Raw genomic sequence first — 15,274 nt, forward strand, 5'->3', positions numbered from 1 at the left:
ACCGAATAAGCAAAGGGTCATTTGATAAAAATAGTGATAAGAAGCTATTTTTGGAATTAAAAAACCGCTCTGTGGTGAGAGCGGTTTTAATTGAATTATCTGCGTCTTTGAATATTGGTCGGTCGTGTTGTACCTTCACCTCCATTCAGTTCTATTGTTTTGCTTTGTTGCAAGGTAATCACTTGTGTTGCAGAGCTACTTCCTCCTGTATTTGTTGCAATAATTTGAAGGTTTACATTCGCGTTACTAGTGGTCATAGAAACTGTAGCGTTAATTGTTAAAACTCCGTTATTCAATTCAGCTTGGTAGTTAGAATACAATTTTCCATTCATGTATACTTTGACCTGTGAAGCTTTCGTAATGTTCGTCACATTTGCTTGGAACAAAACTCTACCTTCTTTAGAAAGGATAGCTGGCGTTGCATCTGGATTTGTAATGGTTATTACGGGTTTTGCTTCTTGTGGTTTTTCCTTGTAATTCATTTCAAGGTTTAAAGTTGCGCTCCCACTTACATTAACCGCAGACACTACAATTTTATTGATTCCAGCTTTTAAGGTAGTATTGAAACTAATCATTTGTGAAGGAACGTGAAACTTGAAACGCGTATTCACACCATTTATTTTCACCTGAATATCTGAAGCCGCTGTTACATTAGAAGCTTTTACTTTAACCGTATGATTTGCTTGTTCCGTAGCAAATTTTGTAGTTTTTGGATAAACTAAAGTTAAGGTTGGTTTGGCAACTACGGGTTGTGGCATGTAGTTAAAACTGAATGATTTTTGGGCACTTCCACATTCATTCTTGGCCTTTACTATAATTAAGTTTTTACCAATTTTTAAGTTCTGTCTAAAACTAAAAGCACCATTGTTCGGAGAAAAGTTAAATGTTGTAGCTCTTCCATTGAAGATTACCTCTACATCTGCTCTATTTTTCACATCACTAATGTTACCTGAAATTGTAATCATATCATCAGCGATTGTTTTTTGTCTGTCATTTTGAGATGATCTCAAGTTTAATACAGGCTTTTCACAGTCTTCTCTTACTATAGAATAGTTTACATCTATACCTCCGCATTCATTGTTGGCCATTATTTTAATGGTATTATTCCCCATTTGTAAAGGATTAATAGCAATACGCAGTTGTTTGCTCGCAGGATCATAAGTAAAAGGATGGTTTTTACCATTCACCATAACTTTGATCATGTTTGAAGCTTTTACTCCATTTACTTGAGCTATGAAAGCTGTTGTACTATTCTTGGTTTTTATTGTACTTGCTTGTCTGCTTGTGATCGTTGGTTTATCACAAGGTTTTTGTGGCGCTTTGTAAGTGATAGTTACCGCTTCTTTGGTCTGACCACATTCGTTTGCAGCGATAATTTGAACGCTGTTACTTCCTTCCGTCAGGTAAATTTTAGTTTTCAAAACTCCATTAACAAAACTGAAGTTCTTTGGTTTTCCGTTTACTTTGAGTTGAATTTGATTTGCTGCTCCTACATGAGCAATGTTCATTTGTACATTGAAACTGTTTTGATCTGTTCTAATAGCTGTAGTTGCCGGAGCCACTAATCGAATTATAGGTTCATCACATTTCACCACTACTTTTCTGTAAACAATAGCAATGTCTTCTTCAGCACTTCCAGCTGAGTTGGTAGCAATGATTTTGTACATATTGTTACCAGGAACCAAACTATGGTTAAAGACTACTTCCTTGTTCGCTGTATTAAAGCTGTAAAGCGATTGGTTTACGGTTTGACCATTGTGTTTCAAAACAATTTGAGATTTTGTGTCAACATGTAATACTTTTGCTTTCAAGGCATAGTTAGGAGTGTTCACGGTAATATTACTACTCGGTTGTAAGTAATATACCTCTGGTAATTTTTGATCTTCTTCTGGTTGGTAATTGATGTTTACATTATCACTTGCTGTACCAGCCGCATTACTAGCAACAATTTGAACGGTGTATATACCTGCATTGTTAAAGTTGAGCGTGTATGTTAACTCTAAAGTATTGGCATTGTAAGTAAAATTGTTAATTCCATTTCCATTTATTACTAAGTCAATATCATTTTCATTATTGATGTTTTGTACCAGAGCGGTAATCTGATAATTACTCGTACCAACCGTTACATTAGTTGCAGGTTGCGTAATGTGAACCACCGGAGGAGTTGCTACTTGCTGTCTTTTGTAAATAATTGTTGTACTCTCACTATCCTGACCTGCATTGTTACTTGCTAAGATTTGGATGGTATTCGCACCTTCATTTAACCCAGCATTTACACTTACTTGATTGTTAGAAGCAACATAGCTAAAGTTTTGTGTAGCAATACCATTTATTTTTACGGTTATATCCTGACTACCATTAACGTGTTGAACCGTTGCCTGAACTAAGTAATTGTTGTTGTACACTGTAAGCGGACTCTGAACGGGATCTACAATATTTACAATAGGAGCAGCCTGAGTTACTGGTTTTCTGTAGATGATAGTTTGTGAATCATTATCAGAACCTGCGCTATTTGTTGCACTGATTGTAATGATGTTTGCCCCTTCAATTAAGTTAACATTGAAGTTCACTTGATGTGTGTTAGCGTTGTAAGTAAAGTTGTTGAAATTACTTCCATTCACACTAACATTTATAGCATTGGCACTGCTTACATTGTATACTGCAGCAGTAATATATTGTTGTTGCGTGTTTGTAGTAAATGGAGAATAGTTAGGTTGCGTAAACTCTACCGTTGGAGCTTGAACAGTTACTGGTTTTCTGTAAACAATAGTACATTGCTTGCTATCTGTTCCATCTCCATTTGTTGCACTAATTGTAACAATGTTATTCCCTTCCACCAAATTTACATTTGCTGTAAGTGTGTTGTTATTATTGTTGTAACTAAAGTTTTGTGTAGTACTTCCATTTACAGTCATAGTAATTTGGTTTGCACTACTAATGTTTAGAATGTTTGCAACAACGGTGTGGTTACTATTATTGGTAACATATGTTGGGTTCTGAGGATTTGTAATCGCAACTACCGGTGGGGTAGGAGCTGGTTCTCTATAGTTAATAAAAACAATGTCTTGGTCAGTACCAGCACTGTTGCTTCCAATTATTTCAAAAACGTTCTGACCTCCCATCAACACAACATTCGCTGTAAAAATACCGGTGTTAGCATTAAAACTAAAGTTCTGGTTTTGACTACCATTTACTTTAAAAATGATGTTGTTGATGTCGGTAACATTTAAAACATTAGCCACCAAGTTAAAGGTGTTGGCGTTGTGGGTGTACGGACTAATTGAAGGATTTGTAAACTGTACATCTGGTTGTTGAATACTCACTTCTCTTTTGTAGATCAAAAGTGTTTCATCGCTGGCGCTTCCATCTTCGTTTGTAGCTGCAATATGAACTGTATTGGTACCTGAGATTAAGTTTAAGTTGGCACTCAACACACCATTTTGAGTATTGAAATTAAAATTGTTCAATACTTGGTTATTGAAAGTAAAAGTAATGTTTTGCTTACTTGTAACATTCAACACATTCGCATTCAGGCTATACACGTTTTTATACACTGTATGTGGTGTATTATTAGGTCTTGTTATTTCTACAACGGGAGGAGTTTTAACTTCCCTTTCGTAGTTGATAATAATTGTTTCTTGGTCGGCACCTTCTTCATTTGTTCCTTGTAAGGTGAAAGTGTTTTGACCAGGAATTAATGTAACGTTTGCTGTAAATACATCTGTATTTGCATTGTAAGTAAATGTTCTGCTGTTTTGACCATTCTGACTAAACTGAACATTGTCTTTACCCGCTACATATTGAACCTTTGCTTTTAATGTATAGTTCGGGTTTGCAACTTTTGTAGGAGTACTAGAGGGTTGTGTAAAATCTACTATCGGTAAATACACTTTATTTACATCCTCCACCAATTCTTCAGGTTCAGGTTGTGGTTCCTCTTGTACATAATCATCTTCTTCTCTATGTCTGTCTTTAATGTACCATTTTAAATAGAGGTTTGAGTAGTGGTACAAATCATTGTAGTTATCAGCAAAACCAGATTCATCTACAACAGTTCCGTCGTAATAATCTGTTAGCGTAAAGGTTGTTCTGTGTTCGAAACCGAAAGAAATGCGCGGTGCAAAATAGTAACCTATCCCAAAACCTAAACTAGGTGTTGTTCTCCAAACAAAGTTGTTGTAAGTAAGTGTTCCGCTGTTTGCCTCTAAAGGAGTTCTGTAAACTCCCTCTAACTGTTCACCAGCAGCAAAATCGTAAGGCACTTGGTTGAAATCACCGTCATAGGTGTAAATATCACCATAACTTTGGTGCGCTGTAAAACCTATGGCTCCGAAAAGATAAGGATCCCATCCTGTACGTTCTCTAAGTCTATTAAAGTGAAGGGCCAATTCAATATCTCCGGCGTGTTGTTCACTTAAAAAGTTTTGTTGAAAGGCTCCTAAATTATTGTATACATTGTATACAGGGGCATTAGCAGAGATGTTAGTCGTTTGAAAATCATCCACTCCTTCCCAATAACCATAAAGGTATCTTACACCTAAATCGAAAGAAAGAAGTCTTCCTCTGTCCATGTTAAACGATTTCCCAAATACAAAACCTGATCCTAATCTAAGTTTAGTATTAACATCTGTAGTTTGCCAAGTAGCTCCAGCATTTAAGCCAAAGTACCATCTACTATTATAGTCGTAATCTACTTTTTGAGCAGCAGCTGTAAAGAGGGTTAAAATTGCGAGTAGTGTAAAAATTCTTTTCATATCCCTGGTGTTATTTGACAAGGTAAAATCAGTTACTATGCCAAGAAGTGTTAAAGATGTTAATTTTCACAAAACTAGTGACTAGAGGTTAGAAAATGTTATCGCTATTGGGATGTGTATAAAATGGAATCAAGATCGCTGTATTCACTGCAATGTCTCACTTTATTTTTCGTTTATAAACTGTAACTTAGTCGTAATGAAAATAATTAGCAGCATACTCTTTCTTTTTGGAAGCATTGGATTTTTAGGGGCTCAGCAGGCTTATGATGTCTGTGATCAGGCCTTGGAAATTTGTCCAAACTCACCCCTTAACGTTAACACCATAGGAGCGAGCTCTTGTACATCTTGTGCAGATGATGCAAGCTCTTGCTTTGTAACACAAAATTCTATTTGGTTGAAGTTTACGAGTGATGCAAATGGAGGTGATGCAAGTATAGATTTGAGCAATTTTAATTTTCAAAATGGTGCTGCTTTCCAAGCCGTATTGTTTGAAACAGCTAATGGTTGTGATGCGAATGGATTAACAGTGGTCAGCACATGTGAGTCGAACATAACAACTAACTTTACCTTAAACGCCTTTGGTTTAGGGGCCAATCAAAATTATTTGTTGTTGATTAATGGTAGTGGAGGTGCTGAAGGAAGTTTAGATGTAAATCTTTCAGGAACTGCAGTAGAACCTGATCCAGCTCAATTACAAATAACCTATGAGAATACTATTATTTGTGCAGGAGATGAGGTAAGTATCAATGCGTCAATAAGTGATTGTGATACCAATGAAGTGAATTGGTACATCAACGGAAACTTCATAGAAAGCAATACCCAAGGTGTTTTTACAACTTCCGATTTACAAGATGGCGACGTGGTAACTGCGGATATACATTGTTTTGCACCATGTGATCAAGTTTTTGCAAGCAATGCCATAGCGTTTACGGTAAATGGATATAGCGTTTATGCGGGAGTAGATAGAACCATAGAACTTGGTGAGGATACAAAATTGAATGCCAGTACAAATGCACCAACGTTTACTTGGTTTCCCACGATAGGTATGAAATATCCTGATAATATTCAACCTTTTGTAGAACCTAAACAAACGACAACTTATACCTTAACGGTAACAGATGGAAATTGCACGAGTAGTGATGAAGTAGTGGTTACTGTAGACTCACCACTCGATATAAAAAATACCTTTACGCCGAACAATGATGGGAATAATGACACTTGGGAAATTGAAGGGATAGAAAAATACCCAGATTGTAAGGTGGAAATTTTTAACCGTTGGGGACAAGTTGTATTTCAAAAAACGGGATACAATAAGGAAGAAGAATGGGATGGTATGCACAAGGGGCAGAACTTGCCTGCTGGGGTATACTATTATGTGATATATTTGACCCAAGAAGAAGATGAAAAACCCTTGAAAGGACACATCAACCTAATTAGATAATGAGATACATCTTTTATCTTTTCATATGTTTTAGTAGCTCTCTTTTGTTTGCACAACAATTGGGAAGCTTTAGTATGTGGTCAGAAAATTCTTTTGCGTATAACCCCTCTTTTGCAGGAATAACAAAGAAGTTTGAATTTAAGACAGGATATAAAGAACAGTGGGCTGGTTTTGATGGCGCACCCAATATTGGGTTGCTCACCTTCAATGCCCCTATGGTATTCAAAAGAGGGAATTACCTAAAACCCTATCATGGTGTAGGGCTCAATGTGCAACGTGACCAAGCCGGAGAGTTTACGCACATGATGGTAGGTTTGAACTATGCCTTTCACATCCCTTTAGACAGAACCCAAATGTTGAGTTTTGGAACCAGTTTGGGGCTTCAACAATTAGCTTTTGATCAAATTAATGCAACTACCGTAGATCCAGACCTTACGGTGGGGAGCAATGTTACCAATATCTACTTTCCACGCGTAACGCTAGGAGCACTTTACAACAACAATGACTTTTATTTAGGCTTGAGTGGAGAAGAGATTTTACGCAATAAATGGACGGCACCAGGAACTGAAAGTCGTTTCCGCATGCATTATTCGTTGCAAGGGGGATATAAGTTTGATAACAAATATGGATTTTGTTTTTTACCACGCGCCAAAATAGACTATGTAAGAGGAGCAAATCCGCAAGCCAGTTTAATGTTGATTTTTGATTATTTCGACAAGTTCGCTTTTGGCTTAGGATACAGAACTGAAGATGCTATAACGGGTATGCTACGTCTACGCATAAAAGAAATGTATACGATTGCTTATAGTTATGATTTCACAACGAGTTCATTGCAGAGTAATACCTTCGGAACCCACGAAATTATGTTCTCTTTTAAAGCGGGTAAACTCTACCACGAGTATGATAAAGGAGTTCCAGTATTTGATTAGTGATAATCTTCATAAAACAAAAAAGGAGTCACATCGCTGCAACTCCTTTTTCCTATAATAAAATAATTACTTATCTAATTTCTCCTCCGGCTTCGAAAGCTTTTTCTGGTGAAACAAAGCTCAATTCTCCGGCTTCATTTTCTGCCATCAAAATCATCCCTTGAGATTCAACACCTCTAATTTTACGCGGCGCTAAATTCATCAAAACACTTACTTTTTTACCCACAACTTCTTCTGCGTCATAGTGCTCTGCTATTCCAGAAACAACGGTTCTTTTATCAATACCAGTATCTACCAATAATTTCAATAGTTTATCAGCTTTTGGCACTTTTTCAGCTTCTAAAATAGTTCCGATTCTGATATCCATTTTCGTGAAATCATCAAAAGAAATGTTCTCTTTTTGTGGCGGTAAACTTGGGTTACTTTGTTGCGAAGCTTTTAAAATTTCTTGTTCTGCTTCTACTAAGCTATCTTCTATTTTTTGGAATAAAATACTAGGCTTGTTTGTTACGGATCCCTCTGGTAAAAGATCCATGCTACCTGCTTTGGTCCAATCCATTTTCTCCAAGTTCATGAAGCTTCTTAACTTATCAGCGGTGTCTGGTAAGAAAGGCTCAAATACGATGCTCAAGTTTGCTGTAATTTGCAAGGCAATATTCATGATTGTTTTTACACGCTCAGGATCCGTTTTTGCCAATTTCCAAGGCTCAGTATCTGCTAAATATTTGTTACCGATACGCGCCAAGTTCATGGCTTCTTGTTGGGCTTCTCTAATTTTGTATTTGTACAATAATTCAGCAATACGCGTAGGAATGTTTTCTACAGCTGCAATCACTTCTTTATCGTAAGCGTCTAATTCTCCTCTAACGGGAACTTCTCCTTTGTAGTATTTTTGGTTCAACACCAAAGCACGGTTCACAAAGTTACCCATTACATCGGCCAACTCATTGTTTACTCTTGCTTGGAATTCATTCCATGTAAACTCACTGTCTTTACTTTCAGGAGCAATAGCAGTAAGTGTATATTTCAATTCGTCAATCTTGTCTGGGTGTCTTTCCAAGTACTCGTGTAACCAAACGGCCCAGTTACGAGAAGTTGAAAATTTGTCTCCTTCTAAGTTCAAGAATTCAGAGGCTGGAACGTTATCTGGTAAAATCAATCCACCGTGTTCTTTCAATAAAATTGGGAAAATAATAGCGTGGAATACGATGTTATCTTTTCCGATGAAATGCACTAATTTTCTATCACCTGTCCAGTAATCTTTCCAGTTTTTACCATTGTCAGCCGCCCATTGTTTGGTCGCTGAAATGTAACCGATAGGAGCATCTAGCCAAACGTACAATACTTTTCCATCCGCTCCTTCAACAGGAACAGGAACTCCCCAGTCTAAATCTCTGGTCATTGCACGTGGCTTTAAACCACCATCTATCCAACTCATACACTGCCCAATAACTTGCTTACGCCATTCGCTTGGGTTGTGCTGTTGCTCTCCGTTTAATTTACCTTCTTTGATCCACTCCTTTAACCATTCTTCTGCTTGGTCCATCGGTAAAAACCAGTGAGATGTTTCTCTCAATACTGGAGTTTTTCCACTTAAAGTAGATTTTGGATCTATTAATTCTGTCGGACTCAAAGCCGAACCACATTTCTCACATTGGTCACCGTAAGCACCTTCGTTTTTACAGCTTGGACAAGTTCCGGTAATGTACCTATCGGCTAAGAATTGATTGTATTCTTCGTCGTAATATTGCTCACTTGTCTTTTGAATGAATTTTCCTTCATTATTCAGTTTCTTAAAGAAAGCTTGTGCCGTTTCTTTGTGAATTTCAGTTGATGTTCTGTGGAAAATGTCAAAATTAATATTGAAATCAGAGAATGACTTTGCGATAATACCGTTGTATTTATCTACAATTTCTTGGGGTGTGATCCCTTCTTTTTTTGCTCTTAACGTAATGGCAGCACCGTGTTCATCACTTCCACAAATGAAAGCCACATCATGACCATTTAAACGTAAGAACCTAGAAAAGATATCTCCTGGTAAATAAACACCCGCAACGTGACCTAAATGAAGGGGACCGTTTGCATACGGAAGGGCTGCGGTAATTGTATATTTTGCTTTGCTCATCATCCTAATTTTATGGCAGCAAAGATAATTGTTTTAATTGGATGAACAGGGGAGGACGAAGAAGAGTTTTTACCGGTCAGAATAGTAGTGAAATCAAGGGAAAAATGACGAATATAAATTTTGTAATCAAGCATGAGCTAGAAGTGAACTATCCCTCTATTTTTGTAAGAAAATAAAGTACATGAAAATTTATAACGAAGCCTATTTAACAAGCGTACAAGAGCGCCTGGATAAGCTAGATACAAATACGCAACCTTTATGGGGAAAAATGAACGCACCACAGATGTTGGCGCATTTGAACGCAACGTATACCAACAGTTTTTCTACAGAGCAAAAGAAGAAGGGTTTTTTGATGAATTTCATGTTAAAGAAGTTTGTTAAACCTTTGGTTGTGGGAGATAAACCTTACAAGAAAAACATACGTACTTCTCCGGCATTTTACATCGTTGATGAAAGAGAATTTGAAAAGGAAAAAACGGAGCTTTTGGCGAATATTGAAAAAGTAATTCAAGAAGGAGAAGCGAGTTTTGAAGGGAAAAAGAGTCCAAACTTTGGTCCGTTAACAGCTGCTGAATGGAATACTTTGTTTGACAAACATTTGCAACACCACTTTGAACAATTTGGAATATAAAGTCCTTAAATCTTAAATAAATAGCGGAGGAGACCGAAGAAAACTTTCAAATTCCTTTTCTTTGCAAAAAATTTTATCAGATGCTTAGATTAAAGTTACCTACAGATCCAAGATGGGCTAAACTTGTGGAAACGAACATACAAGAAGTGTTAACTGATCACGCTTGGTGTGAACAAAAAGCGGCGAGTAATGCAATTTCTATTGTTGTTCAAAACTCTGAGTACCCAGATTTGGTAACGGAAATGTTGAAGTTGGCGCAAGAAGAATTGGAGCACTTCGAAATGGTACACGAAAAAATCAAAGCGAGAGGATTTAAACTTGGTTTAGAGCGTAAAGACAGCTACGTAAATGAGTTGTACAAATTCATGATTAGCGGAGGTTCTAGAAATCAACGTTTGATTGACCGTTTACTTTTCTCAGCCATGATAGAAGCGAGAAGCTGTGAACGTTTTAAAGTTTTATCGGATAATATAGATGACGAGGAGTTGGCAGAATTCTATAGAGAATTGATGATTTCAGAAGCTGGACACTATACCTTATTCTTACGCTTGGCCAAAGAGTTAACCGAAGGAACAGACGTTGATCAACGTTGGAAAGAATGGTTAGAATACGAAGCGGATGTGATAAAAAATTACGGAAAAGAAGAAACAATTCACGGATAAGTGAACAATTGATTTGAAGTGTTGTTATCCTTGCATAATTTTGTAGCATGCGAGGAATAACAACACTTTTTTTATGTCTTATAATGGGCATCTTTGCCTTTGGTCAGGAAGGTATTTTAAGAGGTACAGTAACAGATGGTAAAACAGGTGAAGGACTTTTTGGAATAAAAGTGAAAATAGTAGGGGAGGACAAAGGTGCCGTAACCGATTTTGATGGAAAGTACGAAATCACTGGATTGCCCCCAAAAACCTATGCCTTAGAAGCGACAGGAACGGGGTATAAACCCGAGATAAAATATAACATTGTAGTTCGTTCTGGAGGTAACCCAGATGTTGATTTTGTATTGCAAGAAGAAGCAACAGACTTGGAAGGAGTTGAAATTGTTGCCAATCCATTTAAGAAGGATAAAGAAACTCCTCTATCTTCTAATAAATTGAGTCAAGAAGAAATTGCAACCTACCCTGGAGGTAATAACGATATTGCCAAAGTAGTACAATCTTTACCGGGGGTTTCAGGTTCTGTAGGTGGTTTTAGAAATGATGTCATCATACGTGGTGGAGCGCCGAATGAGAATGTGTATTACTTAGACGGAATTGAAATTCCAAACATCAACCACTTCTCTACGCAAGGTTCTGCAGGTGGACCTGTAGGTTTATTGAATGTCTCTTTTTTCGAAGGAGTAACGCTTTCAACTTCGTCTTTTGGCGCACAGTATGATAATGTGCTTTCTGGAGTACTGCAATTTGAACAACGTACAGGAAATGCTCGAGAAATGAAAACCAACTTCAGGCTAAGTAGTAGTGAGGCGGCATTGACGCTAGAAGGACCACTTTTCAAGAAAGATAAAGAAGAAGCCAAAACAACGTATATCGTATCTGCTAGAAGATCATACTTACAATTTTTGTTTCAAGCCCTAGACCTTCCATTTTTGCCAGATTACTGGGATTATCAGTACAAAATCAACCATAAAATCAACAAATACAACGAGTTGAACTTTACCGGTGTAGGATCTTTAGATGATTTTGCCATTAATGTACCCGATGAATTTGATGAGGAGCAGCAAGCCACATTGGAGCAAATTCCAGTCATTAAACAATGGTCAACAACCAGTGGTTTAAGTTGGAAAAAGCGTTTTAAAGATGTGAATGGGTATATGCTTACGGCTGTGAGTACCAATATATTGAACAACAACTTTAAGCGTTATCAAGACAACATCAACCTTACAGGTTTATACTTAAATAATGTATCGCAAGAGCAAGAAACCAAGGCTAGATATTACTACAAACGTTTCTACGAAAAGTGGGAGTTAGCTTTTGGTGGAGTAGTTCAAAATGCTGACTATTCGAATAATACAACCAATACGGTGAGCGGATTTAATTACGAAAACGCTATAAATTTTTGGAAATACGGTGCTTTCGTTCAGGCCTCTACTAAAGTGTTGAAAGATAAATTGAGTATTTCTGGAGGTTTGCGTTTTGATGGAAATGACTTTACTAATAATGGAAATGACATTTACAAAACCTTGAGTCCGAGAGCAGCATTCTCTTATCAATTGGATAAAAAACAACGCTGGAGTTTAAATGCCTCTATCGGACGTTACTTCAAATTACCGAGTTATACCATTTTAGGGTTTACCAACAACCAGGGTAATTTTGCCAACAGAGATGCTGATTACATTCAATCAGACCACCTGGTAGCAGGAGTAGAGTTCTTGTTGAATTCATCTACTAAGTTTACCGTAGAAGGGTTTTATAAAAAGTACAGTAACTATCCAGTTTCTTTAACAGATTCTGTGAGTTTGGCCAATTTAGGAGGAGACTTCTCTGTATTAGGAAACGAACCTGTAACCAGCATAGGATTGGGTAGAACTTACGGTATAGAGTTGTTGGCACAAAAGAAATTCACCAAGCACTTTTATGGAGTAGCTTCGGTTACTTTCTACAAGAGTGAATTCACAAGTTTTGACGAAGACGTGTATTTACCATCGGCGTGGGATAACAAAGTATTGATCAGTTTAACAGGAGGGTATAAATTTGGAAACAACTGGGAGATTAGTGCCAGAACGCGTTTCTTAGGAAAAACACCTTATGCTCCTGTAGATGTAGAAGCAAGTGAACAAACTTACCCTGCATTGGTGAAAGATTACAACCGATTAGGAGAAGAGTTTTTGGCTTCCTTCAACCAAACAGACATACGTATCGATAAGAAATGGAATTTTGAAAAATGGACTTTAGACATCTACTTTGAAGTACAAAATGTATTTGGACAAGCAACGCCATCAGAGCCTTCATACGGATTAGTACAAGATGAAAACGGAGTACCGGTTCAACCTATTGAGTTAAAACAATTTCCTTCTGTAGCCACAGGAACTATACTTCCATCCTTAGGAATTGTTGTAGATTTCTAATCCAATAGAATAGACTATCTTTGTACCAAATAAAAGGGACGGCATCTGTTCGTCCCTTTCAAGTATATATATGACATTCGAATCATTAGGATTAAAAAGTGAATTGTTAGAAGCAGTTCAAGCAAAAGGGTACACGCAGCCTTCACCCATACAAGAAAAGGCAATTCCAGAGATATTAAAAGGGAGAGACATATTAGCCTCAGCCCAAACAGGAACCGGGAAAACGGCAGGATTTACCTTGCCATTATTACATAAATTAAGCGAACAAAAGGTAGACGGAAAAAGAGCCATTCGCGCACTTATTCTTACACCAACGAGAGAATTAGCCAGTCAAGTTTACGATTCTGTAAGAGACTATGGCGCTAATTTAAATTTAAAATCTACCGTAATCTTTGGGGGAGTTAATCAGAACCCACAAGTACGTACCCTTAAACAAGGTGTAGATATTTTGGTAGCAACTCCAGGTAGGTTATTAGACCTCCACAACCAAAAACATATCAAACTTAACAAAGTTGAAGTATTGGTGCTCGATGAGGCCGATCGTATGTTAGACATGGGGTTCTTGCGCGATATAGAGCGCATCATGAAGCTTATGCCGAAGCAACGTCAAAATTTGATGTTTTCTGCAACCTTTAGCAAGGAGATTAAGAAATTAGCAGGAGGGATTTTAAACAATGCGGCGCAAGTAGAAGCTGCTCCAGAAAATACAACAGCTGAACGTGTAGACCAATTGGCCTATAGGGTGGATAAAGCAGAAAAAACAGCCTTGTTAATCAAAATCATTTTTGATGCAGAAATGGAGCAAGTTTTGATTTTTACACGTACAAAATACGGAGCCAATCGTTTATGTCAGAAACTCGATAAAAGAGGAATAAAGGCATCTGCTATACATGGTAACAAGAGTCAAAACCAAAGAACGGCAGCGCTAAAAGATTTTAAAGCAGGTAAAATAAAAGCTCTGGTAGCTACAGATATTGCCGCTAGAGGATTGGATATTCCATTGTTACCGCACGTAATTAATTATGAGTTACCAAATGTTCCAGAAGACTACGTTCACCGTATTGGTAGAACAGGTAGAGCAGGAGCTGCAGGCTTGGCGATTTCTTTGGTAGGAGCTGACGAGTTAGGATACTTAAAGGATATAGAGAAGTTGTTGAAAACACAAATTCCATCTAAAATCGAAGAAGGTTTTGAACCGCAAGATGAACCTACTCCAAAAGCGAAGAATAGTAAGCAAAAACCCAATCGCAATAAAAAGCGTAAGCCAGACCCAAATTCTAAAAAGCAAAGAAGAAAGCAAGTACTCGGTCAGAAAAAATAGAACGACAGTCTTTGTCGCCAAATAATACTAAAGAAGGATATAAACCCAAAGCGTTTGTATCCTCTTTTTTTACCCCTACTTTTGTGCCCGTATGAAAAAAGGAACAATATTTTACTTCTACGACGCCCTTTGTGGATGGTGTTACGGTTTTTCACCGGTAATGATGGAAGTGTATGAGAAATACAAAGACGAATACGATTTCCAGGTAATTTCTGGAGGTATGATGACAGGAGAGAGAGCTGGACCCATTGGAGAAGTAGCACCTTTTATTAAAGACGGTTACAAACAAGTAGAAGAGCGTTCAGGCGTAAAATTCAGCGAAGCCTTTTTAAAAGACATTTTAGAAGAAGGAAGTACAGAATTCACTTCTATTCCAACGGCAGTTGCATTGAGTGTATTTAAACAACACAAGCCCCAAGAGCAAGTAGCCTTTGCTTCACGTTTGCAAAAGGCAATCTACTTTGATGCTATTCAACCTATGGATACGGAGGCTTACGGTAAAATGGCCGAAGAATTTGGATTAAACGGTGAGGAATTCATCGCGCAAATGCAAGACAAGAAGATTGTTGAGCAAAGCTTCGAAGAATTTAGTGTTTGTCAGCAAATAGGTGTAAACGGTTTCCCAACGTTAGCTGTAGACAAAGGAGAAGGAAAACTCTACGCCATCGCCAGAGGTTATGTGCCTTTAGAAATGGTAGAAGAGAACTTGAAGAATTTGTAAAAGTTTTGAAATATAGAATTACTGAAGGGCCCGAAAGGGCCTTTTTTGTGCTTTAATCAATAGGTTTAAACTAGGTTCCCGAGCGGAGTCGAGGGACAAATTTAATATGGGGCTTTAAACAGGCTATCCGCTATAGTCCTTTGTTGCTTTTGTTTTGCGCTATAGCCTAAACCAAGCTTCTAAAGTCGCTTATTATAGGCCAAGCTCCAATACAAAAGCACCGTCAGGCGCTGCCGCTGCTATCCCTAAGCCAAATCAGTTTGGAGAGTGGGTAGGGAGTAT

At 37.6% G+C, this 15,274-nt stretch carries 9 protein-coding genes; 7 read left to right on the forward strand and 2 right to left on the reverse strand.

All coding sequences use genetic code 11. The annotated features are described in order from the left end of the window. Nucleotides 1–95: 95 nt before the first annotated feature. On the reverse strand, nucleotides 96–4,754 hold the full coding sequence (locus R3333_RS00410) for a hypothetical protein (protein ID WP_318956595.1): 4,659 nt from the start codon (nucleotides 4,752–4,754) through the stop codon (nucleotides 96–98). A gap of 196 nt (nucleotides 4,755–4,950) precedes the next feature. Between R3333_RS00410 and R3333_RS00415 the strand changes: the two genes are divergently transcribed. Together R3333_RS00415 and R3333_RS00420 are read left to right on the forward strand one after the other, a co-directional pair. Continuing rightward, the gene (locus R3333_RS00415; protein WP_318956596.1) at nucleotides 4,951–6,195 is read left to right on the forward strand and encodes a gliding motility-associated C-terminal domain-containing protein; all 1,245 of its coding nucleotides are present in this window, start codon (nucleotides 4,951–4,953) and stop codon (nucleotides 6,193–6,195) included. Further along, on the forward strand, nucleotides 6,195–7,124 hold the full coding sequence (locus R3333_RS00420) for a PorP/SprF family type IX secretion system membrane protein (RefSeq protein ID WP_318956597.1): 930 nt from the start codon (nucleotides 6,195–6,197) through the stop codon (nucleotides 7,122–7,124). Before R3333_RS00415 ends, R3333_RS00420 begins: the two co-directional genes overlap by 1 nt. A 70-nt stretch (nucleotides 7,125–7,194) precedes the next feature. Here the strand turns inward: R3333_RS00420 and metG are convergent, their stop codons facing one another. Beyond that, a complete protein-coding gene (gene metG / locus R3333_RS00425; RefSeq protein WP_318956598.1) occupies nucleotides 7,195–9,249 on the reverse strand; it encodes a methionine--tRNA ligase in 2,055 nt (684 codons plus the stop codon). Nucleotides 9,250–9,430: 181 nt separating this feature from the next. Here metG and R3333_RS00430 point away from each other — a divergent pair, with 181 nt between their 5' ends. The 5 genes from R3333_RS00430 (at nucleotide 9,431) to R3333_RS00450 (ending at nucleotide 14,992) form a co-directional block, all read left to right on the forward strand. Further along, nucleotides 9,431–9,880: a DUF1569 domain-containing protein gene (locus tag R3333_RS00430; protein ID WP_318956599.1), complete on the forward strand. Its 450-nt coding sequence runs from the start codon at nucleotides 9,431–9,433 to the stop codon at nucleotides 9,878–9,880. Nucleotides 9,881–9,960: 80 nt separating this feature from the next. Then, nucleotides 9,961–10,542 carry a tRNA-(ms[2]io[6]A)-hydroxylase gene (locus R3333_RS00435; protein WP_318956600.1) on the forward strand — a complete coding sequence of 194 codons (582 nt, stop codon included), beginning with the start codon at nucleotides 9,961–9,963 and terminating at the stop codon, nucleotides 10,540–10,542. Nucleotides 10,543–10,625: 83 nt separating this feature from the next. Further along, nucleotides 10,626–12,950, forward strand: a complete 2,325-nt coding sequence (locus R3333_RS00440; RefSeq protein WP_318956601.1) for a TonB-dependent receptor — start codon at nucleotides 10,626–10,628, stop codon at nucleotides 12,948–12,950. Nucleotides 12,951–13,020: 70 nt separating this feature from the next. Next, complete coding sequence (locus tag R3333_RS00445; protein ID WP_318956602.1) at nucleotides 13,021–14,271, forward strand: DEAD/DEAH box helicase; 1,251 nt, start codon at nucleotides 13,021–13,023, stop codon at nucleotides 14,269–14,271. Between the two features lie 91 nt (nucleotides 14,272–14,362). Next, entirely contained in the window at nucleotides 14,363–14,992 is a 630-nt protein-coding gene (locus tag R3333_RS00450; RefSeq protein ID WP_318956603.1) for a DsbA family protein, read from the forward strand. The last annotated feature ends 282 nt before the right edge of the window (nucleotides 14,993–15,274 follow it).

This window comes from Lishizhenia sp., assembly GCF_033720595.1.
Taxonomy (GTDB): domain Bacteria; phylum Bacteroidota; class Bacteroidia; order Flavobacteriales_D; family Crocinitomicaceae; genus Lishizhenia.